This is a genomic window from Deinococcus sp. AJ005 (assembly GCF_009017495.1).
Taxonomy (GTDB): Bacteria; Deinococcota; Deinococci; order Deinococcales; family Deinococcaceae; genus Deinococcus.
In genome coordinates, this window is sequence record NZ_CP044990.1 from 1,400,431 (window position 1) to 1,425,792 (window position 25,362).

24 protein-coding genes are annotated in these 25,362 nt (G+C 65.7%); 10 read left to right on the forward strand and 14 right to left on the reverse strand.

The genetic code is table 11. The features are described 5' to 3' along the window. Positions 1-22: 22 nt before the first annotated feature. From DAAJ005_RS08645 to DAAJ005_RS08660, 4 genes are read left to right on the forward strand one after another with little or no spacing between them, the layout of a single operon-like run. On the forward strand, positions 23-985 hold the full coding sequence (locus tag DAAJ005_RS08645) for an NAD(P)-dependent oxidoreductase (protein ID WP_151846759.1): 963 nt from the start codon (positions 23-25) through the stop codon (positions 983-985). Next, complete coding sequence (locus tag DAAJ005_RS08650; protein ID WP_151846760.1) at positions 982-1,827, forward strand: MBL fold metallo-hydrolase; 846 nt, start codon at positions 982-984, stop codon at positions 1,825-1,827. The genes DAAJ005_RS08645 and DAAJ005_RS08650 overlap by 4 nt, the downstream gene beginning before the upstream one ends. After that, positions 1,820-3,154, forward strand: a complete 1,335-nt coding sequence (locus tag DAAJ005_RS08655; RefSeq protein ID WP_226342649.1) for a F390 synthetase-related protein — start codon at positions 1,820-1,822, stop codon at positions 3,152-3,154. The genes DAAJ005_RS08650 and DAAJ005_RS08655 overlap by 8 nt, the downstream gene beginning before the upstream one ends. Continuing rightward, positions 3,151-4,140, forward strand: coding sequence for a 3-oxoacyl-ACP synthase III family protein (locus DAAJ005_RS08660; protein ID WP_151846761.1), 990 nt, complete (start codon positions 3,151-3,153; stop codon positions 4,138-4,140). The genes DAAJ005_RS08655 and DAAJ005_RS08660 overlap by 4 nt, the downstream gene beginning before the upstream one ends. A 139-nt stretch (positions 4,141-4,279) precedes the next feature. Here DAAJ005_RS08660 and DAAJ005_RS08665 read toward each other — a convergent pair whose 3' ends face one another. Then, a complete protein-coding gene (locus DAAJ005_RS08665; RefSeq protein ID WP_151846762.1) occupies positions 4,280-4,717 on the reverse strand; it encodes an OsmC family protein in 438 nt (145 codons plus the stop codon). A 96-nt stretch (positions 4,718-4,813) separates the two neighbouring features. Between DAAJ005_RS08665 and DAAJ005_RS08670 the strand changes: the two genes are divergently transcribed. Continuing rightward, a complete protein-coding gene (locus DAAJ005_RS08670) occupies positions 4,814-5,668 on the forward strand; it encodes an alpha/beta hydrolase (protein WP_151846763.1) in 855 nt (284 codons plus the stop codon). Between the two features lie 43 nt (positions 5,669-5,711). Here DAAJ005_RS08670 and DAAJ005_RS08675 read toward each other — a convergent pair whose 3' ends face one another. Then, complete coding sequence (locus DAAJ005_RS08675; RefSeq protein WP_151846764.1) at positions 5,712-6,653, reverse strand: DUF808 domain-containing protein; 942 nt, start codon at positions 6,651-6,653, stop codon at positions 5,712-5,714. Positions 6,654-6,772: 119 nt separating this feature from the next. Here DAAJ005_RS08675 and DAAJ005_RS08680 point away from each other — a divergent pair, with 119 nt between their 5' ends. Together DAAJ005_RS08680 and DAAJ005_RS08685 are read left to right on the forward strand one after the other, a co-directional pair. Further along, positions 6,773-7,675: a UbiA family prenyltransferase gene (locus DAAJ005_RS08680; RefSeq protein ID WP_151846765.1), complete on the forward strand. Its 903-nt coding sequence runs from the start codon at positions 6,773-6,775 to the stop codon at positions 7,673-7,675. Further along, the gene (locus tag DAAJ005_RS08685; RefSeq protein ID WP_151846766.1) at positions 7,660-9,021 is read left to right on the forward strand and encodes an NAD(P)/FAD-dependent oxidoreductase; all 1,362 of its coding nucleotides are present in this window, start codon (positions 7,660-7,662) and stop codon (positions 9,019-9,021) included. Before DAAJ005_RS08680 ends, DAAJ005_RS08685 begins: the two co-directional genes overlap by 16 nt. 45 nt (positions 9,022-9,066) lie before the next feature. Here DAAJ005_RS08685 and pruA read toward each other — a convergent pair whose 3' ends face one another. The 10 genes from pruA to DAAJ005_RS08735 all read right to left on the reverse strand — a co-directional run bounded on the left by pruA (position 9,067) and on the right by DAAJ005_RS08735 (position 19,241). Then, positions 9,067-10,638 carry an L-glutamate gamma-semialdehyde dehydrogenase gene (gene pruA / locus DAAJ005_RS08690; RefSeq protein ID WP_151846767.1) on the reverse strand — a complete coding sequence of 524 codons (1,572 nt, stop codon included), beginning with the start codon at positions 10,636-10,638 and terminating at the stop codon, positions 9,067-9,069. A gap of 58 nt (positions 10,639-10,696) precedes the next feature. Continuing rightward, positions 10,697-11,629 (reverse strand): proline dehydrogenase family protein, encoded by a 933-nt coding sequence (locus DAAJ005_RS08695; RefSeq protein WP_151846768.1) that lies wholly within the window; start codon positions 11,627-11,629, stop codon positions 10,697-10,699. A gap of 59 nt (positions 11,630-11,688) precedes the next feature. Further along, on the reverse strand, positions 11,689-12,366 hold the full coding sequence (locus DAAJ005_RS08700) for a GntR family transcriptional regulator (RefSeq protein ID WP_151846769.1): 678 nt from the start codon (positions 12,364-12,366) through the stop codon (positions 11,689-11,691). A gap of 62 nt (positions 12,367-12,428) precedes the next feature. Continuing rightward, positions 12,429-12,899, reverse strand: coding sequence for an MgtC/SapB family protein (locus DAAJ005_RS08705; RefSeq protein ID WP_151846770.1), 471 nt, complete (start codon positions 12,897-12,899; stop codon positions 12,429-12,431). A gap of 79 nt (positions 12,900-12,978) precedes the next feature. Further along, positions 12,979-13,566, reverse strand: a complete 588-nt coding sequence (gene msrA / locus DAAJ005_RS08710) for a peptide-methionine (S)-S-oxide reductase MsrA (protein ID WP_151846771.1) — start codon at positions 13,564-13,566, stop codon at positions 12,979-12,981. 366 nt (positions 13,567-13,932) lie between these two features. Next, positions 13,933-16,269, reverse strand: coding sequence for a DNA polymerase III subunit gamma/tau (dnaX, locus tag DAAJ005_RS08715; RefSeq protein WP_151846772.1), 2,337 nt, complete (start codon positions 16,267-16,269; stop codon positions 13,933-13,935). Positions 16,270-16,402: 133 nt separating this feature from the next. Continuing rightward, positions 16,403-16,588 (reverse strand): hypothetical protein, encoded by a 186-nt coding sequence (locus tag DAAJ005_RS08720; RefSeq protein WP_151846773.1) that lies wholly within the window; start codon positions 16,586-16,588, stop codon positions 16,403-16,405. Positions 16,589-16,636: 48 nt separating this feature from the next. Beyond that, a complete protein-coding gene (locus tag DAAJ005_RS08725; protein WP_151846774.1) occupies positions 16,637-17,011 on the reverse strand; it encodes a histidine phosphatase family protein in 375 nt (124 codons plus the stop codon). Then, the gene (locus DAAJ005_RS08730; protein WP_151846775.1) at positions 16,963-18,708 is read right to left on the reverse strand and encodes an NAD-dependent malic enzyme; all 1,746 of its coding nucleotides are present in this window, start codon (positions 18,706-18,708) and stop codon (positions 16,963-16,965) included. The genes DAAJ005_RS08725 and DAAJ005_RS08730 overlap by 49 nt, the downstream gene beginning before the upstream one ends. 98 nt (positions 18,709-18,806) lie before the next feature. Then, the gene (locus DAAJ005_RS08735; protein WP_151846776.1) at positions 18,807-19,241 is read right to left on the reverse strand and encodes a thioesterase family protein; all 435 of its coding nucleotides are present in this window, start codon (positions 19,239-19,241) and stop codon (positions 18,807-18,809) included. Between the two features lie 54 nt (positions 19,242-19,295). Between DAAJ005_RS08735 and DAAJ005_RS08740 the strand changes: the two genes are divergently transcribed. Continuing rightward, positions 19,296-20,465: a YihY/virulence factor BrkB family protein gene (locus DAAJ005_RS08740; protein ID WP_151846777.1), complete on the forward strand. Its 1,170-nt coding sequence runs from the start codon at positions 19,296-19,298 to the stop codon at positions 20,463-20,465. A gap of 25 nt (positions 20,466-20,490) precedes the next feature. Here DAAJ005_RS08740 and DAAJ005_RS08745 read toward each other — a convergent pair whose 3' ends face one another. Further along, positions 20,491-21,510, reverse strand: a complete 1,020-nt coding sequence (locus DAAJ005_RS08745) for a hypothetical protein (protein WP_226342650.1) — start codon at positions 21,508-21,510, stop codon at positions 20,491-20,493. Positions 21,511-21,749: 239 nt separating this feature from the next. On the opposite strand from DAAJ005_RS08745, the gene DAAJ005_RS08750 reads away from it, so the two are divergent. Beyond that, positions 21,750-23,069: a sodium:proton antiporter gene (locus DAAJ005_RS08750; protein ID WP_151846778.1), complete on the forward strand. Its 1,320-nt coding sequence runs from the start codon at positions 21,750-21,752 to the stop codon at positions 23,067-23,069. Here the strand turns inward: DAAJ005_RS08750 and hisA are convergent. Further along, positions 23,066-23,797 (reverse strand): 1-(5-phosphoribosyl)-5-[(5-phosphoribosylamino)methylideneamino]imidazole-4-carboxamide isomerase, encoded by a 732-nt coding sequence (gene hisA / locus DAAJ005_RS08755; protein ID WP_151846779.1) that lies wholly within the window; start codon positions 23,795-23,797, stop codon positions 23,066-23,068. The two genes, DAAJ005_RS08750 and hisA, sit on opposite strands and share 4 nt — an antisense overlap. A gap of 381 nt (positions 23,798-24,178) precedes the next feature. On the opposite strand from hisA, the gene DAAJ005_RS08760 reads away from it, so the two are divergent. Continuing rightward, positions 24,179-25,333 carry a glycosyltransferase gene (locus tag DAAJ005_RS08760; RefSeq protein WP_151846780.1) on the forward strand — a complete coding sequence of 385 codons (1,155 nt, stop codon included), beginning with the start codon at positions 24,179-24,181 and terminating at the stop codon, positions 25,331-25,333. The last annotated feature ends 29 nt before the right edge of the window (positions 25,334-25,362 follow it).

The following is a 25,362-nucleotide window of genomic DNA, read 5'->3' on the forward strand; positions in this document are numbered from 1 at the left end:
GCGCACCCTTTAAGCTGCCCCCATGCGAATCCTGGTGACGGGAGCAACCGGCTTTCTGGGCGGCGTCACGGCCCGTGAGCTGGCAAGGCGCGGTCACACGGTCACGGGGCTGGGCCGCGATATGGGCAAAGGCGCGGCGCTCCAGGCAGATGGAATTAGTTTTCTGCGTGCCGATCTGCGGAACCCCGCCGACTGGCTCCCCGCTCTGGCCGATGCTGACGCCGTGCTACACGCTGCCGCCCGCTCAACCTTGTGGGGTCAGTGGGACGATTTTGTGGCCGACAACATCACGGTCAGCCGGGAGATTGCACGGGCCTGTACTGAGCGGGGCTTGCGACTGGTTCACATCAGCACGCCCAGCGTGTACAACGCTACCGGACTGTCCCAACGCGTACCGGAATCTGCGCCGATTGGCCCACACTTTGACAGTCTGTACGCCCGCAGCAAGTTTCTGGCCGAACTGGAGGTGACGGCGGCCCATCCAGAGGCCACCATCCTGCGCCCACGCGGCATTTACGGCGTCGGTGACACATCCATCATTCCCCGCCTCAGCCGCGCCCTGCGTTCGGGCCGGTTACCGCGTCTGGTGCGGGGCGAGGTTCACACCGAACTGACCCACGTCCGCAACGTTGCCCACGCCGCGCGGCTGGCGCTGGAGGGGTCTGCTCCCGGCATCTACAACGTCACCGACGGCGAAACGGTGCCGATCTGGGCCATGCTGGACGCGCTGGCCGATGCGATGGGGGTGGCCCGTCCGGCGCGCTATGTTCCGGCCCGTCTGGTTGAGAACGCGGCGCGAGTGGTGGAACTTGCCGCCCGCCTGCACCCCGCCCGGCCCGAGCCGACGCTGACCGCCAGCGGTGTGCGCCTGCTGACCCGCCCAATGACTCTGGACCTGACCCGTGTACGGGCACGGCTGGGTTATGTCCCTGTCATTCATCCACGGGAAGGGCTGGCGGAAGTGCTGAGAGGCATGCGCCCATGACCCATCTGCGCGTGATTCCCCTGGCGGCGGGCGAGTGCCTGAACATCTCGGCGCTGACCCAGCGCGGGGCGGCGTGGCGGGTCCAGACGTACCCGGCGGGGTTCGCGCTGCTGCTGCGCCCGCTGCTTGGCCCGGCGCTGTTTGACACGGGCTATTCGGTGCGGGTGCAGGCGTCCATGCGGCGCTGGCCCGGCGTGCTGTACGGCCTGCTGACCCCGGTGCGTCTGGACCCCCGCGAGACGGCGCTGTCGCAACTGGCCCGCCTGGGCTTCGCGGCAAACGAGGTGGGGGAGGTCATCGTGTCCCACCTGCACGCCGATCATGTGGGCGGCCTGCGCGATTTTGGGGCGGCGCGTTTCCATCTGGACGCGGCAACCTACGCGCCGCTGCGTGATCTGCGCGGCGTGGCCGCCATCCGCAAGGCGTTCATGCCCGAACTGCTCCCCGATGACTTTGAGGCGCGCCTGCACCCGCTGGATTTCCAGCCTGCTCCGCCGGGGCTGTCGCCTTTCGCAGTCGCTGCTGACGTATTCAGGGACGGCAGCGTCTATGCGGTGAAGGTCCCCGGTCACGCGGCAGGAATGATCGCGCTGATTGTCCGCACCACGCCAGAAGCCGTGCTGGACGGCGACGGCGCAGGCTTGATGTTGCTCGCCGCCGACGCCGCCTGGAGCGTGCGCGGCTTGCGCGAGGGATTGGAAGTTCATCCGCTGGCCCGCGTGATCTTTGACGATGCCGCCGCCGAACGCCGCAGTGCTGGACAGTTGCGCCAGTGGCTTCTGGCCCACCCCCGCGCCGGGGTCTTCGTCAGCCACGATGCGCCGGAGACTGGACATGTCTGAAGTGCTGGACCGTCTGACCGTTCTGAAACACGCGCTGAGCGAGGGTGGTTTGATGTTCCGTGACCGCGCCACGCTGGAAAAGCATCAGGGGCGGCTGGCGACAGAACATCTGCGCTGGGTGGCGGCGCACAGCCCATTCACCGCCGGGCGATTCCTGAGCGCGGGTCTGGGCCTCAGCCAGTGGCGCGAGTTACCGCCCGTGGGGAAGGCGGAGATGATGGCCCATTTTGATCAGCTCAACACCGCCGGGCTGCACCTGAAGGATGTGCTGGAAATCGCCCGCCGCGCCGAGGACACCCGTGATTTCACGCCCACGCTGCCCACTCCGCGCGGCCCCGTTACGGTGGGCCTGTCCAGCGGCACCAGCGGCAACGCGGGCGCGTTCGTGGTGTCGCGCGCCGAGCGCTTGCAGTGGGCCGGGGTGGTGCTGCGGCATCTGCTGCCCGCTTTCCCACTGGGCCTGCTGAAAAGGCAGCGCGTCGCCTTCCTGCTGCGGGCCGACGGTGGCCTGTACCGCAGCGTGGGCAGTGGACGGCTGGACTTCAACTTTCTGGACCTGCTGCGCCCGCTGGACGAACTCGCTGCCGAACTGAGTGCCTACGATCCCACCCTGCTGATCGGCCCGCCCAGCGTGTTGCGCGCCCTGCTGGACGCGGGAGCCACGGTACAACCCGAACGGGTGGTGAGCGTGGCGGAGGTCCTTGAAGACGATGACCGCGCGGCGTTGGAACGCGGCTTCGGCCCGGTGGTGCAGGTGTATCAGGCCACCGAAGGGCTGCTGGGCCTGCCCTGTCGGCACGGAAATCTTCATCTCAACGAGGCGCATGTTCACTTTGACTTTGAAGCGGCGGGGGACGGGTATCTGCGCCCCATCCTGACCGACTTGCGCCGCACCACCCAGCCGATGGTCCGGCACCGACTGGACGATCTGCTGGTGCTGGCGGACGGGTGTTCGTGCGGACTGGCTTCCTGCCGGGTGCTGCGCGTGGCCGGGCGGCAGGACGACGCACTGGACCTGCCGGGAGCATCGGGGCGCGTCACAATCTGGCCCGATTTTCTGCGTGGAGCCATGAACCGCGTCCCCGGCCTGCGCGAGTACCGGGTGGAACAGACTGGCCCAGCCGAACTGCGTCTGTTGATTCAACCTCTCACGCCTGAAATCCGGCAGGAGGCGTGCGCCCAGGTTCGCCGCGCGCTGGAGTGGGGTGGGGGAGACGTTGCGCGCATTCAGCTTACTGTTCAGCCCTTGCCCGCCACGCTGCCAGGTTTCAAACGCCGCCGGGTCAGCCGTCTCTGGCTGCGTGGTGAAATGGGAGAATCGCCATGAATCAAGTTCTCGGTCTGCGAATCCTGTCCACGGCTCAGGCATTGCCCGCTCGCATCGTCTCTACCGCCGAGGCCGCTGCCCTGTGCGGGATGCCGCCCGAAATCGCCGTCAAACGCACGGGCGTTCAAGAACGCCGCTGGCTGTCCGGTTCTGAAACGGCCTTGACCCTGGGTGCACAGGCTGCGCGGGAGGCGGTGGCGGCAGCGGGGCTGGAACTTTCCGACATTGACACCCTGCTGAACGCCAGCGGCAGCCAACTCCAGCCCATCCCGGACGGCGCGGCGCTGTTTGCCCGCGAGTTGGGCCTGCGCGGCGCGGCCACCTACAGCATTCACGGCACCTGCCTCAGCTTTCTGCTGGCGCTGAACCATGCGGCCCTGCTGATCGGCGCAGGTCAGGCAAAGCATGTCCTGATCGTCAGCAGTGAGGCGGGCAGTCCCGGTCTCAACTTTGCCCAGCCGGAAAGTGCGCTCCTCATCGGGGACGGTGCGGCGGCAGTCGTCGTCGGTCCCGCCACGCGTGACGGTCAGGGTATCCACGCCATGCGCGTCGCTACCTACCCGGAGGGCGCGGACCACACCCGTATTCGCGGCGGCGGCTCCCTGCTCTCGCCCCGGCACCCGGACGCCGTCCCGACAGACTTTACTTTTGACATGCACGGCCTCTCGGTGCTGCGGCTGGCCTCACAGGTGGTTCCCGATTTTCTGGAAACGCTGCGCCCTGGCCTCAGCACGGGGCTGCCCGGCATTGACCGCGTCGTGCCCCATCAGGCCAGCGCGGCGGGCCTGGACCTGATGCGCCGCTACGGCTGGCCCGCCGAGCAGACTGAGGTGACCCTGACGCATCTGGGCAACGTGATCGCGGCCAGCCTCCCGCTCACGCTGCATCAGGCACTGACTTCGGGCCGGGCAGGGGAGGGCGACACGCTGCTGTTCGCGGGAACCGGGGCGGGGTTGATCGCGGGAGGAGTGATTCTGCGGCTGTAGCCGGGTCAGAAGGATAGGCTTTTCCCATCTTTCTTGCTGGGCCGTGTGCAGTGGCTAATGTCCAGATGTACTACCACGCTCGCTGACTCACGAAAACGCCCCAGCCGAAGCGGGGGCGCAAGATTTCACTTTCTACAGACTATTCCAGCACGGCCTCGTGCGTGATCTCCACGTTGCCATTCATGACCCTGCTCATGGGGCACAGCTCGGCAGCCTGGGCCACATGCTTCTCGAATTCGGCCTGATCGATGCTGCCCACCTTGCCGCGCACCATCAGCTTCATGGCGCTGACCTTGAATCCGGGGCCGTCCTTGACCATCTCGCAGGTGGCTTCGGTCCGCACGTCTTTGGGGTCATGGCCGTGGTCTGCCAGCATGGCGCACAGTTGCATGGTGAAACAGCCCGCGTGCGCGGCAGCCAGCAGCTCTTCCGGGTTGGTGCCGGTGCCGTTCTCGAAGCGCGTGCCGAAGGAATACTGCGCGTCCTTGACCGTGCCGCTCTCCGTGCTGATGTTGCCCTTGCCGCCCTTGAGGTCGCCCATCCACTGGGCATTCGCCTTTCTCGCAATGTCTGCCATGCGTCCAGTCTGCGCTTGTGCCTGTGCGCGCCGTGACGAAACCGGTTTACAGAGGCTTTATCAGGGTCACCGCACGGGGGACGCTACACTCGCTTCATGGAACATCAGGAATGGAAGGTGCCGGGTGCGCCTGTCAGTGGCTACGTCTGGAAGGCGCAGCACCCAGAAGTCCAGCAACCGCGCGGCGAGGTGCTGATCTCTCACGGTGTCGGGGAGTACGCACAGCGCTACGTTGAGCGCTACCACGCCCTGATTCCCACACTGGTCCAGGCAGGATTTACTGTCTACGCCTACGATCAGCGCGGCCACGGCCATTCGGAGGGACGGCGCGCGGTGGTGGATCTGAACGTGCTGGTGGAAGACCACCTGAAGGCGCGCGAGGCGCTGCGGGGCCGTCCCGGCGACGATTCACCGCTGCCGCTGTTCGCGCTGGGCCACAGTATGGGCGGTCTGGTCACGGCAGCCAGCGCGTCCCGTGATCCGCGAGGCCTGAGCGGCGTGATCCTGTCCAGTCCGGCGCTGCTGGTGGGCCAGAATGAATCCGCACTGGTCAAGGCTCTCGCGCCATTGCTGGCAAAGGTGGCCCCCGCTGCGCCCGTAACCGATCTGGGCACGGGCGGCCTGTCGCGCCTGCCCGAACAGGTGGCCGCCTATGAGGCCGACGAGTTGGTGTATCACGGCAAGGTCCGCGCGCTGACCGCCGCCACCATGGTGGGTCTGAGCGAGAAGTTATGGCCCGAGTACGCGAACTGGAAACTCCCTACCCTGGTCATTCACGGCACGGCGGATAAAATTACTGATCCAGCGGGCAGCCAGCGCTTTTTCGACACGATTGCCAGCCCCGACAAGACCCTGATCTTGCAAGACGGTGGTTACCACGAACTCCTGAACGACGAACCGCGTGAGAAAATTCGTGCGGCCCTGCTGGCGTGGTTGCTGGAGCGCTCCTGATCCGGGAGGAGGGCAGAAGATAGCCCTCACCCCGTTTGGGCGTTCAGTGCGCCGCAGCTTTCGCGGGCCGCAGGTGCAGCGCCGCCACGGTGATTCCGCCCAGCACGATGCCCACCAACGCGGACCCCAGCGTTTCCACCAGCCACTCCACCACGCCCTCTAAGGAGGGAATGGCGTGGCCCGCCGCCAGGGCCAGATCGTGCAGGGTGTGTGCGGGCCAGCTCAGCCCGAACTTGTCCAGCCCGTCGATGATGATGTGGCCGCCCACCCACAGCATGGCCGCCGTGCCGATCACCGACAGCGCCGACATCACCACCGGCATGCCCTTGACCAGTCCGCGCCCCACCGATTGCGCCGTCTTGGAATCGGTGGACGCCAGTCGCACGCCAAAATCGTCGGTCTTGACGATCAATCCCACCACGCCGTACACCAGTGCCGTGATCATTAAAGCCACCACCACCAGGATAATCGCGCGGGAGAATAGTGGCTGGGCTGCCACTTCCGCCAGCGAGATCGCCATGATTTCCGCCGAAAGGATAAAGTCGGTGCGAATCGCGCCCGAGACCATCTTTTCCTCGTGGGCGTCGCTGGCGAGCTTGATGACGTCCTCGCCCTCTGAGTTGTGGTGGCCCCAGATGGCCTCGTACAGCTTCTCGGCCCCCTCGAAACACAGGTAAGCCCCGCCCACCATCAACAATGGGTTCAGCGCCCACGGCAGAAACTGGCTCAGCAGCAACGCGGCAGGCAGGATAAACACGATCTTGTTCTTCAGCGAACCCTTGGCGATGCGCCAGATGATCGGCAGTTCGCGGTCTGGCGTGAAGCCAGTGACATAGCGCGGGGTGACCGCCGTGTCGTCCACCACGACGCCAACCGCCTTGACCCCGGCCTTGCCCGCCGCCGCGCCGATGTCGTCAATGGAGGCAGCGGCCAGCTTGGCCAGCGCGGCCACGTCGTCGAGCAGGGCGACGAGGCCGCCGCTCATCGGCAGCCCGGCGTGAAGGGGGTTTGAAGGCTGGCAGGACGGCAAAGGGTCATCAGTCTTTACATCCTAGCAAGCTCGGGGCATCCTCCCCTGAGCGCCGCTCTTACAATGCGCGTTGAATGCGAACGCGCGCCCGCCTCCACAATCTGGCCCACCCTGCGCTGCTGCCCCTGCGCCGCCTCCTGGTGGTGTCGCGGCCCGCGCTGTGGATCAATACGGTGGGCACACTGGTTACAGGCGTGTGGCTGACCGGGCGGCTGTACACGCTGGACCCCGGCGTGCTGGCGCTGCTGCTGTACCTGATCCTGCCGTTTAACCTGCTGATCTATGGCCTAAATGACCTGTCTGACCGCGAGGAAGACGCCCGCAGTTCCCGCAAGGGCGGCTGGCAGGGCGCGCGCCTGACGGTAGCCGAGGGCGGCCCGCTGCTGACGGCCACGCTGGCGATCAACCTGCCCGCGCTCGTCCTGCTGGCTGTGCTGCTTCCGCCTGCTGCGTCGCTGCTGCTTGCCGTGTCCGCCGTGCTGTTCGCGGCTTACAGCCTGCCGCCGCTGCGTCTGAAGGGCCGCCCGTTTCTGGACGGCCTGAGCAACGTGGCCTACGCCCTGCCGCTGGCGCTGCCCGCACTGGCTCTGGGAACCGCCGTGCCGTGGTGGCCCCTGCTGGCGCTGATGGCCTACGCGGTGGGCAAACACGCTTTCGACGCCGCGCAGGACATCCCCGCAGACCGCGAGGCTGGAACGCGCACGGTGGCGACGGTGCTGGGCGTGCGGGGAACGGCGGCCTATGCGTTGGCGTGGTTTGCCGTGGCGGGAGCCTTACTGCTGCCCGTGTCCCTGCTGACCGCCGCCGCGTTGTGGCTGACCTGCGGTGGAATGGCTGTGGCGCTGCTGCGTGACCCCACGCCCCAGCGCGCCGCCTGTCTGTACCCGCTGAGCATCGTGACCCCCTGGATCGTCGGCGCAGTGGCAGGCGTGGGGCTGGTTTACCTGCTGGCCCGTGGCCTGTGGACCGGAATCTGAAGTCCAATCTGAGCGTCGGCATCCTGGGCGGAGGGCTGGCGGGACTGGCATTGGCCTGTCTGCTGGCGGGGCGCGGCCACCGCGTCACCGTCTATGAGAGGGACCGCGCGGGCGGCAAGCTACGGCGGGAGGCGGTGGGTGGTCTGAGTTTTGATACTGGCCCCAGCCTCTTCACCTTTCCAGGCGTGTGGGAAAGGTATTTACAGCGGCTGGGCGAGGCGGACACGCTCCATCTTCAACCGCTGCCGGGTGGTCTGGGAATTCACCACACCGCATTCGGCCCTGTGCCTTTGCCTGTGCCGCCGGGCCACCCACTGTATGCGTTCTGGGAAAAATATCGCGCGAAGGTTCAGCCCCTCGCGCCCCACATCATTTCTCTCCTGACCACGCCGCCGCGCCTGACCGATCCGGCTTTTCTGCGGGCCAGTCAGGCGCTGTTTGGTGTTGTTGGCCCACATCTCACCGCCGAGAGCTGGATTCGCGCCCAGCGGTTTCCGCCCGCCCTGGCCCACGCCATCCGCACACACGCCCTGAACGCGGGATTGTCTCCTGCCGACGCGCCCGCTTTGTATGCGCTGATTCCGGCTCTGGTGGGCGAGAAAGTTTATCGGCCTGCTGGTGGTATGGGAGCGCTGCTGGACGCTCTTCTCAGCTTTGCTGCGGCGCGTAGTGCGGAGGTTCGGGAGGGAGTGGAGGTCACGGCAGTCAACGGCTCTGCCCTGACGCTGAGCGGCGGCAAGACAGTCCAACACGATTTCCTCGTGAGCGCGATTGACCCGTATCGACTAGCGAAATTGCGAGGCTTTCCCGCCGTTTCTCCTAAATCAAAACGAACGGTCAGCGGTGTGGCAATTTACGCGGCTCTGCCCGAACCTGCACCCCTGCCCGCCACTTCCATCATTCCGCCTTCCAACTTCCAGACCTTCCGCGCTGCCATTCATGCCGGAGCATTGCCACCCGACACGCTTGCCCTCATCCACGCCGACGGGCGCAAACTGGCCGTGCTGCTGACCGCCCCTGCTACCGCGCGCCCGCTGGAGCTGGAGCATCCCTGGGTCCGTGCCCAGGTGGAACGTGTGGAACAGACTCTAGGCGTGCCGGGATTGCTGGCCTCCGCCGCCGACGTGCTGGTTCTGCCCCCCGAACACTACGCGGCGGGCGGTCATCCCGGAGGCGCGATTTACGGTGCGGCCCTGCCTGTATGGCGCGGCGGCCCCTTCCACCCGCAGCCCTACCGCCTGACCCCCCGGCTGTGGCAGGTGGGAGCAGGCGTTCACCCTGGCGGCGGTATTCCGGCAATTCTGGGCGGCGCGTTGATGGTGGATACGCTGCTTGCCAGGACATGAAAAAAGCCCCCTCCGCAGTGGAGAGGGCTGGAGCGTGGGGTTTTCTTACCAGCGCTCTGTGACCGTCTTGAGCTGCATGAAATACGCCAGATAATCCGGCCCACCGGCCTTGCTGTCGGTGCCGCTCATGTTGTAGCCGCCGAAAGGCTGCACGCCCACGATGGCCCCAGTGATCTTGCGGTTGAAATACAGGTTGCCCACTTCCAGTTCCTGGCGGGCCTGTTCCAGTCGGGCGCGGTCACGGCTGCACACGCCGCCGGTCAGGCCGTACTCGGTGGAGTTGGCGATGTCCAGCGCGTCCTGCCAGTCCTTCGCGCGGATCACCGAGATCACTGGCCCGAAGATTTCTTCCTGCGCCAGCCGGGCGTCACGCTTCACGTCTCCAACAATGGTGGCCTGCACGTAGTAGCCTTGCTTGCCGTTACACTCGCCGGGGGCCTCGCCGCCCAGCAGCACCTTGCCTTCCTGCGGCGCAATCTCCAGATAGCTCTTGATCTTGTCAAAGCTCATCTGGTTGACCACGGCGGTCACGTTGGCATTTTCCTCGCCCGTACCCATTTTCAGCTTGCCCGCGCGTTCCACGAAGCCGTTCACCACGTCGTCGTACACAGCGTCCACCACGATCAGGCGGCTCATGGCGCTGCATTTCTGGCCGTTGAAGCCGAATGCGCCCTGTACGGCGGCGGTAATGGCGACTTCCAGATCGGCGGTTTCGTCCACAATCATGCCGTCCTTGCCGCCCAGTTCCAGCACCACTTTCTTGATCCACTTCTGGCCGGGCTGCACTTTGGCTGCAACCTCGTTAATGTGGAGGCCAACCGCGCGGCTGCCGGTGAAGGTGATAAAGCGCGTTTTGGCATGCGTGGTCAGATACTCGCCCACTTCCTTGCCCACACCGGGCAGGAATTGCAGCACTCCGGCGGGTAGGCCAGCCTCGTACATGATGTCGGCGATGAATCCGGCGATCAGGCCGCTGTCCTCGGCGGGTTTGGCGATCACGCAGTTGCCCACCACGATGGGGGCGGCCAGCATGCCCACGAAGATGGCGCAGGGAAAGTTCCACGGGCTGATGCTCACGCCCACGCCCAGCGGCAGCGACATCAGGCCGTTTTCCTCGCCTTCAAACCAGGTGGTCTCGCTGCTGCCAAAGCCCGAGTACTTCATGGCGCTGCGGGCGTAATACTCCAGGAAATCAATGGCCTCGGCCACTTCCACGTCGGCCTCGGCGTAGTTCTTGCCCACCTCAATGCTCATCAGGGCGCAGGCTTCCAGGTGGCGGCGCTTGAGGATGGCCGACGCCTTCAGCAGAATGCGGGCGCGGGCGTCCATGTCCCAGGTTTTCCACGTCTCAAACGCCTTCCATGCGCCCTGCAAGGCACGTTCGGCGTCCTCAATGGTGGCCTTGGCCGTCGTTCCCACCACCTCAGAGGTGTCACAGGGGTTCAGGGAGGTCAGCTTTTCAGCGGTGTCCACGCGCTCGCCGTCAATGACCATCGGGTAGTGCTTGCCCACCAGTTCGGCGCGGACCTTTTTGAGGGCGGTCTCGTAAGCCTGCACGTTCTCGGCTTTGGTGAAGTCAATGAAGGGCTGGGGGCGGTAATCCTGAATTTTAAGCATGGGGGTCTCCTTGAAGTCGTGTTTGTGGCGGTATGCAAAATCACTGCTCTGAACGGTCTTAGCCCTTGAGCATGCCCTTCAGAATGAACATCACGTTGGCCGGACGCTCGGCAATCCGGCGCGAGAAATAGGGGTACCAGTCGCGGCCATACGGGATGTAGGCGCGCACGCGGTAGCCCGCCGCCGCCAGTTCCTTTTGCAGATCGCGGCGCACGCCGTACAGCATCTGGAATTCGTAGGCGTCCTTCTCAATGCCGTGGGCCAGGGCAAAATGCTTGACATCCTCAATGATGCTCTCGTCGTGCGTGCCGATGTTCACGTAGTTTCCGGCCTTCATGTGCGCGTAGACCAGTTTGCGGTAACTGGCGTCCACGTCGGCCTTGTCGGGCATGGCCACCGATTCTGGTTCCAGATACGCGCCCTTGACGATTCGCAGGTTGGGGTGTAGATCGTCCAGGCTGTCGCGGTCCGCTTCCGTGCGGTAGAGGTAGCTCTGCAACACCGTGCCGACGTGCTGCGTGCCAAACTCCTCGGCCAGCGTGCGGAACTGCGAGAGGGTCTGGTCCACGCGCGGGTGGTCTTCCATGTCCAGGCAGATGAAGCCGCCGTATTCCTTGGCCTTGCCCACAATTCGGCGGCCATTGGTCAGACCCAGGTCTTGTCCGTTCACGGTCTGCCCCTGGCCCACGGCGGACAGCTTGACGCTGGCGTAGGGCATGACCCCGGCGGCGTGCGCGGCGTCCAGCAGGTGCAGCACCTTCTCGGCAAATTCGTTGGCCTTTTCCGGCGAGGCCACGAACTCGCCCAGCAGATCCAGGTTGCCCGTGATGCCGTCGGCAGCCAGTTCCTTGACGGCGGCAATCGCGCCCTCCACCTCCTCCCCGGCCACGAAGCGCTGCGCCAGCCCCCACCCCTGCTTGCGGACGATGTTTTCCACGAACTTCTGTCCCGAAACGGTCAGGACGGCTTTGCGGTAAATCTGGTCAATCATGGGTGGCTCCTTTGGAGGACTGGGGTGTAAGGGTTAAAAGGGCTGAGGAACGGGGATGTTCAGGCACCGGCCTCCAGCTCCTGCAAGACCAGCGCGCCGAACGTGCGGACGTGCAGGCGGGCGGCCTCGCGGGCGGCAGCGGCGTCCCGGTCCAGCACGGCCTTCAGGATGGCGGCGTGTTGCGCGGCGGTGTCGGGGTGGGCGTTGTAGGTGCGGGTCTGGTGCTTGATCAGCGCCACACGCTGCTCCAGATTGCGCGCTAGATCGCCCAGCGCGGCGTTGTGCGCGGCCCCGGTGATGGCGCGGTGGAAACCCAGGTCCAAGCGGGTCTGCTGGCGGTAATCGCCGTCCCTGGCCGCGTTGATTTCGCCCAGTGCGGCCCGTAAAGTGGCGGCATCGGCGTTGGTGTGGGCGGCGGCGGCCAGAGCAGCGCCCAGCCCGTCCAGCTCCTCGCGCACGGCGTAGGTATCGCGGGCTTCCTGAGCGGTCACGGTGCGGACGCGCACGCCCTTGTTGGCGCTGCCCATCAGCAGGCCATCCTGGGTCAGCCGCATGATCGCCTCGCGGATGGGGGTCCGGGACACGCCCAGACGCTCGCCCAGCTCCACCTCGCCGATGCGCTCGCCAGGGGCGATCTCGCCGTCCAGCACGGCGCGGCGCAGGTGTTCGTACACGCCGTCACGCACCAGCACAGGCCGTGCGAAGACCACTGGTGCGGGATACTGGGAGAGGCTCATGTGGATATTGTATACAATATCCCGCGCCGAATGCAACTTAGGAAGGGCTGGGCGTGATCCGGCTATTCCTCTTCCTCCCGGATGGCGTTGTCCTCGTGTTCGGCCAGTCGCCGGACCCCGGCCAGCGTGAACAGAAACAGCAGGGTGGCCCCCGTCGCCAGCACATACAGGTGCAGCCCGCAGGCCACGCCCACCCCTGCCGTCGCCAGCATGCCTGCCGCTGTGGTCAGCCCTTTGGCCTTATGACCGCGTTCCGAGAAGATTGCCCCCGCGCCCAGAAAGCTGATGCCGCTGACCACCGCGCCCAGTAGTCCAATCATGTCGAAGCGCACGCCAGAATCACGCCCCCCGAAATTGCTGATCAACGTTCCAGCCAGTACCACGAACAGCGCCGAACTCATGCCGATCAGCATGTGGGTCCGCAGGCCCGCACTGCGGCGCAGTCGTTCGCGTTCCCAGCCAATCGCGCCGCTGAGGACAAAGGCCACCAGCAGCCCCTGCATCAGCTTCAGCTCGTTCCAGATGGATTCCATGTGGACAGTCTAAGCAGCGCCTGCAAAAAGGGCCGGGGCGCAGATGCACGCGCCCCAGCCCTTTTCAGTTTTTTGGCGCTCAGGCGTTCAGTTTCTCGGCGTAGTGCTTGCGGAGCTTGGCCACCTTCGGCGCGATCACGGCCACGCAATACGGCTGGCGCGAGTTGTCGGCGTAATAGTTCTGGTGGTAGTCCTCGGCCACATGGAACTCGGTGGCGGGTTCCACGCTGGTCACGATGGGCTTGCCGAACACGTCCTGCGCGTCCAGATCGGCCATGACCTCGCGGGTCTGTCGCTCCTGCTCGGGGGTCTGGGGAAACACGGCGCTGCGGTACTGGGTTCCGGCGTCTGCGCCCTGACGGTTCAATGAGGTGGGATCGTGCGTGGCGAAGAACAGGCCCAGCAGGTCCTTGTAGCTCACGACCTGCGGGTCAAAGGTCACGCGCACGGCCTCGGCGTGGCCGGTGGTGCCGCTGCACACACTGCGGTAGTCGGGGTGCGGGGTGTCGCCGCCGATGTAGCCGCTCTCAATCTTGGTTACGCCGCGCACCATCTGCATCACGGCCTCGGTACACCAGAAGCAGCCGCCCGCCAGGATGGCCTGCTGCGGGCCGGAAGTGGCGGGAGACGGGATTTCGCTGGTGGGGGTCTGGATGGCATCAGTCATGCCTATATTCTGGCGCGGCGGGTGCATCCAGAGGACGCCCAAAGGCACGGTTGGGTGTTTAGGGAACGTTGATGCTGAGGGAAGGCGAGGCGTGCGGGGCCATCCCGAATTTTCTAGAACCTCAATTCCTCGGCAATTGACAGACCGTCTGGAAAGTGCATCGTAGGCAGTCAAATGGTTGGAGTCTGGCCTGAAAAAATGGCGAGAATACCCGGAACCCCTTTTCCTCCTTATCGCTCTCGTCATGAACAGACTGTCGTCGTGGGACAGCACCCGTATGGGTCTACTCCTTTGCTTCGTAGCTCTGCGGGTCCCGCCCGGATGTTCATCGTTTTTGCAAACGATTCAATCGGAGTCCGTATGGGTTCAGCTCTCGGTGTCCTCGTCTTCGGTCTCGCTTTCTACCACCGGAGCCACGGGGTTGCGGTTCTTGCCAATCTCGCGCACGCGTCCGCTGAAGCGGCCCTTGATCTCGTCGTACATGGGGTGCGCGCGGATATCACCGGGGCGTGACGGTGCGGCGCTGGCCTGCGCTCGACTGGCCGCAGGCTGAGCGGCCTGAGCTTGATCCGCTGAGGGCGGAGGCGAGGCTACCGGGCGCGGGGCAGGCGTGGGACGTGGCGCGGCCAGACTGGCATACGGCGCGTCGGCCAGATCGGGTGGGTCGGATGGTCCTGCCATGTCCAATGGGCCGCCGATGTCGTCCCAGTCGGGTTCCACGTCGATGGCCTCCACAACATACAGTTCGCGGGAGGGAGCGCGGGCCTCGGCAGGCGGCGGGGGCGCGTCGGCCACATGATCGGCCTGCCAGGGGTCTGGATCAATGGTGGGCAGCGGCGCAGGGGCCACGTCATCCGGGCTGGCGGGGCGGGCCAGTCTGGTTTCGGGCTGCCGGGTCTCAGTAGTGCGCGTTTCGGGCGGGCGTGTCTGGGGGCGCGGAGGTGGGCCGCCAGCAGGCGGTTCCAGCGTCGCCACAACAGCCGGGCGCGGCGGAAGCGCGGTCTGAAGGGGCGTGGCCTGGGCCGAGGCAGACGCCTGCGCTCCCGGTCCCTCTAGACCACGGCTGGCGCGGCGTGGGGCCGGATCAAAGGGGGCGATCTCGATTTCGGCGGCTGGGGCAGCCTGCACGGGGGCAGGGCGCACAGACGGCGCTGGCCGGGGAGTTGGGGCCGGAGCCTCTCCCGCAGAGCTGCCGCCCAGTTTCTGTTTCTTGTTGGCCTCCGCCGTGATCAGCTCGAAAGTGACCGGACCGAACACCTTGAGGGCCAGCACGGAAATATCGTCGAACTTGCTGACCGCCTGCTTGGCGTGAAATCCATTGTCGCTGTACGTCAGGCTGACATACCCGGCCTCGGCGTGCATCCGCGCAGGCTTCAGGAAGGCGCGGAGTTGCATGCTAGCCGCGCGGACCACATCGGCCCAGTTGCCCTGCTGAGGTGCCGGAGCCTCGTCATACATCTGAGGGTCACTCTGGATGGCCGCCACCGCCTCCCGCACCACTTCACGGGCCGGGGCGGGGCCGCGCCGCTCCTGAGTTGCAACCCCACTGACCGGGCCGCCACCCGCACGCAAGCCTGCCAGCTCTTTTTCCATGCGGTTCAGGCGCTGCATCAGGTCCGCCGGTATGGCCCCCACACTTCCACTGGTGGCCGTCCCCCCACCACCGCCCGCATCGGCTGCCAGCAGGGCGTGGGTCAACGCCAGTTCCAGACTCTGCCCATCGGCAGAGCGGGCAAAGCGGGCCTCCTGCTCGTCCAGCGCGGCCTGTAACTTGAGGAGTCGGGGAACATCTGCGCCGTCCAACCGCCCTTCCTCACCCAGACCCAGTTCGGCGTGCAGGGCCGCGCCCAGCGCCGAGACCAGTCCTTCCACCACCGTGCGCGCCGCGAAGCCGTCGCGGTACAACCTCCCGGCTCCCTGCAAGGCCGCGCCCGCGTCACCCGTGACCAACGCCGCCGCGATTGCGCGCACACGCTCGCCAGGGGGCAGGCCCAGCGCCTCCTCTACCCCGGCCCGCGTCACAGCGCTGCCCGCCGCCAGCATGCGCTCCAGCAGACTCTCGCCGTCGCGCATGGCCCCGTCGGCCAGTCGCCCGATCAGGTTCAGGGCTTCGGGTTCGGCGGTCATGCCTTCCTGGACGGCCAGCCCAGCCAGCTTCCCGGCGATTTCCTCGGGGGTCAGGCGGCGAAAACGGTAATGCTGACAGCGCGAGAGGATGGTGGGAATGATCTTTTCCGGTTCGGTGGTCGCCAGAATAAAAATGACGTGACTGGGCGGCTCCTCCAGCGTTTTAAGCAGGGCGTTGAAGGCCGCGCGCGACATCATGTGGGCCTCGTCCAGGATGTAGATCTTCTTGCCGCCGCGCATGGCCGCGAGGCCCACTAGCTCACGCAGATCGCGTACGTCGTCCACGCTGTTGTTACTGGCGGCGTCGATTTCCATCACGTCGGGGTGGGACCCGGCGCGCACGCTGATACACGACTCGCACTCGCCGCAGGGTTTGGGGTCCGGGCCAGTGCAGTTGGCAGTCATGGCGATCAGGCGGGCGGTGGTGGTCTTGCCCACACCACGCGGCCCACTAAAGAGGTAGGCGTGGCCCACGCGCCCGGCTTCCAGCGCGGCCTTCAGCACATCCTTGACGTGTTCCTGGCCCACCACCTGATCCCAGCGGATGGGTCGGGCACGCTGATAGATGGCGCTCACAGGCGCACCTCCAACGTGGTGTGCGGCGTGCGGCGAGTGACTTGCAGGACAGCAAAAAAGACCGATCTATGGACCGCTGGACATTCACCGCACACCGCACACCTCTTCACCCCCACAGTTTAGGGCGGGGCGGTCAGGGGCGGGGTGAGGGCGGGGGGGATTGAAAGGGCTGACCGCCCATGCTCTCGGTCAGTTGCCCGCCCTCAATTCGGTAAATCACGTCCTGCGGATGGCTGAGTGCCATCGCCTGATCCGGTGTCAGGCCCAGCAGACGCATCCGCAGCAGCCTGCCGATCATCTCGTGAGACACGATCAGCACATGGCCCGGATGCGTTGCAGGGCGCGGGCTACGCGAGGTAAGGCCGTTTCATAACTCTCGCCGCCGGGCAGAACCATGCGGGACTTTCCACGCTTCGGCCAGCAGTGGGAAACGGGCCAAGCGCTCAGAAGGTAGCAGTCCTGCCACTTCTCCCATATCCACCTCGGCCAGATCGTCCAGCACGGTCAGCGGCACAGCCAGACCATCCAGCGCAAGGCAGGCAGTGGTGAGGGCAGGGTTGCTAGCGTCTGATGCCCGAGCCTGTTGAATGCCCAGCTCGGTCAACGGGGAATCCAGGCGGCCCTGGCCCCGGCCCTCCACGTTCCAGACGGTCTGGCCGTGGCGCAGAAGGTAAAGAGTGATTTCCGAACCGTCTACTCTGCTCCTCCCGCCTTTCGCAACGGCAGATACTGGGGCAGCCACGCGCGGTCACGGATCACCGTTTCCAGTTGCTCGTCGGTCATGGTGCGAATCCGGCGCTCGGCGCACACGCCGTCGGTGATCGCCTGCCGGGCCACGTTCACCGCCACGCGGATGCTCAGCTCGCGCAGGGAGCTGATGGGCGGGTAGACGCGTTCGCCGTAACTCTGGGTGAACTCGGCCAGCGTTTTTGCCGAGGCCATCACCATGTTGTCGGTGATCTCGCGGGCGCGGGCGGCCACTGCGCCGAAGCCCAGGCCGGGGAAGATAAACGCGTTGTTGCCCTGCCCCACCGGGTAGCTCTTGCCCTGATATTCCACGTCTGGGAAGGGGCTGCCGGAGGCGATGATCGCGCCGCCGTTCGTCCATTTGATCAGGTCTGCAGGCTGCGCCTCGACATGGCTGCTGGGGTTGCTGAGGGGAAAGATGATCGGGCGCGGCGTGTGGTCCAGCATGGCCTCCACGCTTTCCTGGCGGAACAGGCCCGGCACACCCGTAAAGCCCAGCAGCGCAGTGGCGCGGGCGTTGACGATCACGCCGTGCAGCGTGGGATAGTCGCCCGCGTAGGTCCAGTCCGCGATGTCTTCCTTGCGGCGCACGAAACTCATCTGCTGCTCTTCCAGATCGTCCTGCCCGTGCATCAGCAGGCCGTGACGGTCCACCACGTATACGCGGGCGTTGGCCTCGTCGTAGCTGAGGCCGTCGGCTTCCAGCCCCTGACGGATGGCGGTGGCGACGCCAATGCCTGCCGCGCCCGCCCCCACGATCACGAAGACCTGTTCGGACAGGCGCTCGCCCTTGATTCGGGCTGCGCTCATCACCCCGGCCAGGGCCATCGCCCCGGTGCCCTGAATGTCGTCGTTAAAGCTGGGGACCACCTTGCGGTAGCGCTCCAGCACCCGGAAGGCCGTGCCGCGCGAGAAGTCCTCCCACTGGATGATCGCCTTGGGGTAGCGGGCCGAGACGGCCTCTACGAAGGAGTCCAGAAACTCGTCGTAGGCGGCCCCGGTCAGGCGCTTGTGGTGAACGCCAAGGTACAGCGGATCGTCGATCAGGTCCTGACGGTTGGTGCCCACGTCCAGCTCGACGGGCAGGGTCTTGTCGGGGCCGACACCCCCTGCCGCCGTGTACAGCGAGAGCTTGCCGATGCTGATCGCCATGCCGCCGAAGCCCTGATCCCCGATGCCCAGAATCGCGCTGCTGTCGGTGGCCACGATCATCCGAACGTCGTTGACGGTGATGTTTTCCAGCATGTCCTCTACCCGGTCAATGTCCTGGGTGCTGACCGTGAAGCCGCGCGGGTAGCGGTAATTGCTGGAGAAGAACTTGACCGCCTCGCCCACCGTGGGGGTGTAGATGATCGGCAGCATTTCTTCCAGGTGGTCTTCCAGCACGCCGAAGAACAGCACCTCGTTGCGGTCCTGCAGCGCCCGCAAGTATTCGTGTTTTTCCAGGTCATTGATGCAGCGCGAGTAACGGTGGTAGGTGCGGTTCTTCTGCTCCTCGAAGCTGCTGATATGCGGTGGAATCAGCCCTTCCAGGCCCAGAGCACGGCGCTCTTCGGGGGTAAAAGCGGTGGTCTTGTTCAGCAGCGGGTTTTGCAACAGCGCCAGACCGCTGACCTGCACGTCGATAAACCGGTTGCCCTGTTCATCGCGCTTGACATCGTAATACCGGGACACGGAGGGAGATTTGGGCATATTGCCCTCCAGCATAGCGGGCCAGCAGACCCTCTACACCCATTTACTTAGAAGTCAAAGTGGTTTGTTGGCCCAGCCCGAGTGGCCAATGGAAGGGGTCAGGGGTTGCTCTCTCCCGTGCCTCTGGCAGCCCAGCGCGCCCGCAACGCCTCGAAATTGGCGTCGATGCGCGCCTGCGGCAGAACGGCCTGGGTGGTGCTGCCGTGGCCGATCTCGTCGCCCAGTTGGGTGACAGCGCGCATGCTGGCGTGGATGCGCCGCCCCGCCTGACCCGTGAAGGTGGCGGTCACGGTCACGGTCATGCCGGGCAAGGCTGGGCCGGTGTGGACTACCTCCACCTGCGAGCCGATGCCGCCCTCGCCGTCTTCCAGAAAAGGCAGGATGATCTTGCGGCCCGCTTCCTCGAAGTGTTTGGCCATCCAGTAGGTGGCGTAGACCGGGTGAACTGCGCCGAGTTCGCCAAAATCGACGGTCATCTCATCGGTTACCATCAGGGTCAGGGTCTGCGTGAAACCGTCAGGAATGGGGCGCATACCTTCAGATTAGGTCAACCGAGCGTGTGCGGGCCTGCCCGTTAGACTGCCCGCATGAGGTTCACGCCCGCCAATCTGTTCACCCTGCTGCGCGAGGCGGCGCTGGCCTTCAGCCAGGACAAGGCCCCACGTCTGGCCGCCGCCCTGGCCTATTACGCCATCTTCGCCATCGCGCCGCTGCTGTTCTTCGTGCTGGCCGTCGCCAGCGGGCTGCTCTCCAATGCCAACGTGCAGGAACGGCTGTTCGAGTTCCTGGCCGCCAACCTCAACCAGAGCGCCGTGGAATTCGTCAAGGGCATTGTGCCCGACGGCAGCAAGCTGCAACAGTCCACGCTGCTTGCCAGTATTGCGGGCTTCGTGACGCTGTTCATGGGGTCCACCGGGCTGTTCGTGCAGCTTCAGGACGCCCTGAACACGCTGTGGGGCGCGGAACCGCCCAAGGGCAACGGCATCCTGAACGTGATCAAGTCGCGGCTGCTGTCCTTTGCGCTGGTCATCGGCATCGGCGTGATCATCATCGCCTTTCTGATCGGCAACACCTACCTGTCGGCCATCGCCGAGCAACTGGGCGAGGCCATCGGACTGGGCACGCTGTTCGTGCGCGTCGCCACTTTCGTGGTCAGCGCGGGCATCCTGACTCTGGTGTTCGCCGCGCTGTACAAGACGCTGCCCAATGTCAAATTGCAGTGGAAAGAGGTCTGGGTCGGCTCGGCCATCACCTCGGTGCTGTTCACGCTGGGCCAGCTCGCCATTGGCATCTATCTGGGCCGGGCCGCACCCGGCAGCGCCTTCGGGGCCGCTGGATCGCTGGTGCTGCTGCTGCTGTGGATCTACTTTTCCAGCATGGTCTTCTTCTTCGGCGCGGAAGTGACCTGGGTATATTCCCAGAAATTCGGCTCCGGCGCGGGCGGTGCGGGCAGCGTGGACAAGAAGGCGGCGCTGGCAGAGAAGGGCGCGCAGATCGATACCACGCCCACCGCGCAGGAGCTGGAAGCCAGTAAGAAGGAACAGAAGGGTTCGCCCTTGCCGGGCCGTCTGGGCGATCTGCTGGACACCGCCAACGCGAAGCTGCCGCGCGTGCTGCCCCACGCCCCCACCCACGCCGAAGGACGGCTGCTGCCCAGCGTGCGCGGCACCGTCTGGAACGCTGTTCGCGCCGTGCTGGCCGTGCCTGCCGTGATCGTGCTGCGGCTGCTGGGCTGGACCGGGGGCAAGGGAAAGTAAGCGCAGCCGTCAATTCCTTTGGCGTTCAGAACGCGGGTTTGACGGGCAGGGCTTCGTAGACCTTCTTGCGGCTGCCATTGCTGAACAGAATGTCGGCGGTGACGTTGATGCTGGTGTACACGCGGTCTGGCCGGGCGCGGACATTCAGCGGCAGCGTGAAGATCAACTGGTTTCCGTTGGAGCGGTAGCGCGTGACCGGGCCAGTCGTGGCGGGCCAGCGGTCCAGCGTATCCAGTTTCAGTTTGCCCGCTGCGTTGCCCTCACGGTATTCCAGCTCGTAGCTGAAGCTGGCGCTGACGGGCTGCGCGCCGTTGGGCACGGTTTCGATGACCAGATCGCACAGGTGGGCACTTCCGGCCAGCAAGCCTGTACGGACTGCGCCGCTGCTGGCATCCCGGCAGGTGGTGAAGTACCAGCGGGTAAATTTGGGAGCCGCGCCTCCCACCACCGGAGTTGTCAGCGTGACCTGCGGAGCGGAGGCACGGGCGGTCAGCGCGCCACAGCCCCGCACCTGCGCCCAGGCTGTAGCAAATCCATTCGCCGCGAAGGTGTAGGTCAGCGCCTGCCCGCCAGCCGCACGGTTGACGCGCACCACCAGCCGTTTGCCCGCGCTCAGGCCATTCACGATCCGCCGCACCGTCGCCCCGCTCAGCGCTAAAGATTCAGATTTCACGGTGTCGTTGGGCGTGACCACCGAAGTCAGATCACCGCCTGGCAAGACCACAGGCGCGTCCTCGCCCAGCCGGATGGTCACGGCGGGCATCAGGCCCAGATCGGCGTCTGCGGCGGGGATCAGGGTGTTCTTGGAAGTGAGGGACGCCCACAGATCGGGCACACCGCCGTTCGAACAGTTGACCCGGAACAGGGTCTGTGCGCCGTTGTCGTTAATTTCCTGCAAAGTCACGAAACTGGTGTTGATATCAGTGATCGGGTCCCTGGAGACGGAGTAGTACGTCTGGGTGCCAGGAACCACCTCCACCGCCCCGGCCCCAGCAGGCAGCATGGCGGCGCAAAGCAGGGCAGTCAGCCGGAACAGCAGAGACAATGTTCTAATTCCATACTTATTTCATCTCCGTGCTGTGCGGGCAAGCCTCCCCGGTAGGGGTCCTTAGCCCCGCAAACTTCTCAGCCCTGCAAACTTCTCAGCCCTGCAAACTGCTCAGCTCAGCCAACCCCTCAGTTCAGCGAGCAACAATGGCCTGGACAGGCGACAGACCTGACGCCGCACCATGAAGCGCAACATAAAGAAAAAGGCCCACAGATGCGGGCGGCATACTTGACCGCATGGCATCCAGCGAAACCTTCGGAATCTTCATGGTGCTGCTGGCCGCGCTGTCGTTCATCAACAGCCGTTACTGGAAGTTGCCTCCCACCATCGGTATCCTGATCGGCGGGCTGCTGCTGGCCGGGGGCGTGGCCGTGCTGGACCGGCTGGGCGTACCGCTGGCCAACCAGTTCCAGGCCACCGTGACCTCGCTCCCCTTCGGCTCACTGGTCTTCGACTGGCTGCTGGGCTTCCTGCTGTTTGCCAGTGCCATCCAGATCAACGTGCGCCTGCTGTTCGAGCAGCGCCTGTCGGTGATCGCCGTGACCCTGCTGACCACCCTGATCACGCTGCTGACGCTGGGGGGCGGCCTCTATTGCCTGCTCCAGTGGGCGGGGATGCCTGTTCCGTGGGCGGCGGCCCTGCTGTTCGGGGCCATCGTCGCCCCGACTGATCCGGTGGCGGCCCTGCCACTGCTCAAGGCTGCGAAAGTGCCGGAGAAAGTAGAATCGCTGATCGCCGGGGAATCGCTGTTCAATGACGGCGTGGGCGTGGTGGCCTTTACCGTGCTGATCTCTCTGCTGCCGCCCAACCCACAGGACGTAACCCTGGCCAGCACGTTGCTGCTCTTTGGGCGCGAGATGCTGGGCGGGCTGGTGCTGGGCGCGGCGCTGGGCTGGGTGGCCTTCGCCTTCATCCGCCGCACGGCGCTGGATGAGAACACCCGGCTGGTCATCTCACTGGCGCTGGTGGTGGGCGGCAGCGCGCTGGCACAGTGGCTGGAGGTTAGCGCGCCCGTCACGGCGGTCATGAGCGGCCTGACGCTGGTGGCCTTGCTGCAAGTGATTCGCAGGAAGATTCAGGAGGCAGCGCAGAACGATGAACGTGCTGCACGCTGGGAGCGCATGAACCGCACCCGACTGGACACGATCCGGGATCACCTCTTTACTTTCTGGAACTTCGTGGACTACCTGCTGAACGCCGCACTGTTCACGCTGATGGCCTTCGAGATCCTGAGTCTGGACCTGGGCTGGCCCCTGCTGGCGCTGCTCCCTGCCGTGATCGTGCTGGGGCTGGGCGCGCGGGCGCTGGGTGTGTGGTTGCCGATCACGCTGCTGAAACGGCGCAACACGTTTCCGCCGTACACCCGCCGCCTGATGGTCTGGTCTGGCCTACGCGGCGGCGTGACCCTGGCCCTGGCCTACAACGTGCCGGAGAGCGATTTTCGCAACACCCTGCTGGTCCTGAGCTACGGCGTGGTCATTTTCAGCCTGCTGGTGCAGGGGCTGACCATCCCGAAACTGGCCCGGCGGGCGACGGCGGCAGCAGAGACAGGTTAGAAGATGACTGGATACGCCAGCGTGCCCTCGTAGATCGCCCGGCCCACGATGGCCCCCTGAATGCCTTCCTCGGCTAGCAGGCGCACGTCGTCCGCGTTGGCGACGCCGCCGCCCACGATCAGGGTGTTGGTCCACAGCCGACGTACCTCCCGCATCAGTTCGCGGTCCAGGCCCTTGAGGGTTCCGTCGCGGGTCACGTCGGTGAAGATCAGGGTTTCCAGGCCCGCGTCAGCCAGCCGGGGCGTCAGCTCGGCCACCTGTATGCCGCTGCCCTGCGCCCAGCCGTGGGTGGCGACTTCCAGCCCGCGTGCATCCAGGCTGACCACCACGCGTTCGGGGCCATGCGCGGCGATCAATTCGGCCACCAGCTCGGGGTTCTTGACGGCGGCAGTGCCGATCACCACCCGGTCCACGCCACTTTTCAGCAACGCCTCGGCTCCGGCCCAGTCCCGGATCCCGCCGCCCACCTCCACCGGCACGCCGAGTTCGGTCACGATCTGCGCGATCACCGCGCGGTTCTCGCCTCTTCCGGTGGCGGCGTCCAGGTCCACCAGATGCACCAGCCCCGCGCCCAGGCTTACCCAGTGGCGCGCGGCTTCCAGCGGCGATTCGAAATACACGGTCTCGCGGTCAGGATCGCCCTCGTACAGGCGTACGGCGCGGCCCGACTGGATATCCACGCAGGGGATGATGAGGGGTGCGGTGGAAGAACGGCTGGAGGCAGTCATGACAGGCAGCATAGCGAGGAGGGGGTGGACAGCGCTCAACCCGTCAAATGGGCAAACGGTGAAAGACAGGGCTTTAACCTGTACGTGACCTGCTCAGTACATGCGCAGAACGCGGAAAAGGCTTGAGATGTATTGGCCGAAAAGTAGCTCTGGACCGCCACTTCGCCTTACAACCTCCCCAACCCTCTCGCAGGCGGGCTGTGCCAGTTCCTCATCAAGCCAGTTCCCCATCAAGAAGGAGGGAGAAAAGACCGTGTTTATCAGTTTGCCGAGTGATATCGCGTAAGTCCTGCTGCTCTTGGTACTGAGACGGCGGGCCTCCTGAGTGGTCCGCCGTCCTGTTCACCCTCCCCGCCGCCATGCTCTAGACTGCCGCCCAGTGTGAAAATCGGGATCATCACCGCGACCTACCTGCCGTCCCGCAACGGCGTGGCCACCAGCACGGCGCTGTTCGTGCGCGGTCTGCGGGAGCGCGGCCATGAGGTCCGCGTGTTCGCCCCGCGCCACCCGCTGATGCCCGCGCACGAGGACGGCGTGTACCGCCTGAACAGCTCGTTTCTGGGGGCGCGGGCGCTGGGCGCTCCGGCAGATTACCCGGTGCTGCTGGCCCCTGGCCCGCTGCTGACCTCCCGCCTGCCGCTGCGCGATCTGGACGTGCTGCACACCATGCACCCGTTTCTGGCGGGGGGACTGGCGCTGAAGTGGTCCCGGCTGTCGGGCGCTCCGGTGGTGTTCACGGCGCACACCCAGTACGACGAATACCTGCACTACACCCCGATGCCTCCTCGCCTGGGCCGCGCCATGCTGCGCCCGCATGTCAGCGCCTTTGCCCGCCGGGTGGACGCCGTGCTGGCCCCAGGCCGCGCGATGGTGCAGATGCTGCACGGCTACGGTTATGCGGGGCATGTCGAACAGTTTCCCAATCCGGTGGATCTGGCGGCGTTCCGGGCCGCAGACGGGCGGGCCTTCCGGGCCGAACACCACATTCCCCTGGACGCGCCGCTGGTGATGTACCTGGGCCGCCTTGCCCCGGAGAAGAATCTGGAGGTGATGATCCGGGCCTTCGATCAGGCGCGGGCCAGCCGCCCGGAACTGCGCCTGCTGGTGGTGGGCGATGGTCCCAGCCGCATGTCGGCAGCCAGGGAAGCCCCGGAGGGCGTGAGATTCACCGGCCCGGTCCCCTACGCCCGCGTGCCAGAAGCGCTGGCCGCCGCCGACGCCTTCCTGACCGCCAGCACCAGCGAGGTGCTGCCCATGAGCATGATCGAGGCGCTGGCGGCGGGCGCGCCGCTGGTGGCCGCCCACAGCCCCGCCGCGCTGGACCTGATCGGAGAGGGAATCAACGGCACGGTGCGTGAGGCCACGCCGCAGGCCCTGGCCGACGGCCTGCTATACGCCCTGCACCCGGACCGACTGGGCGCGTTACAGGCAGGCGCGCGGGCCAGCGCCGCCCGGTATGATCTGCCGCAACGGGCGCAGGCACTGGAAGAGGTTTATGAGCGGGTGCGGGCAGGCCACCGCAGACAGAAAATCTGAGCGAGTGAGACGACGGGTTCTGCCCACTG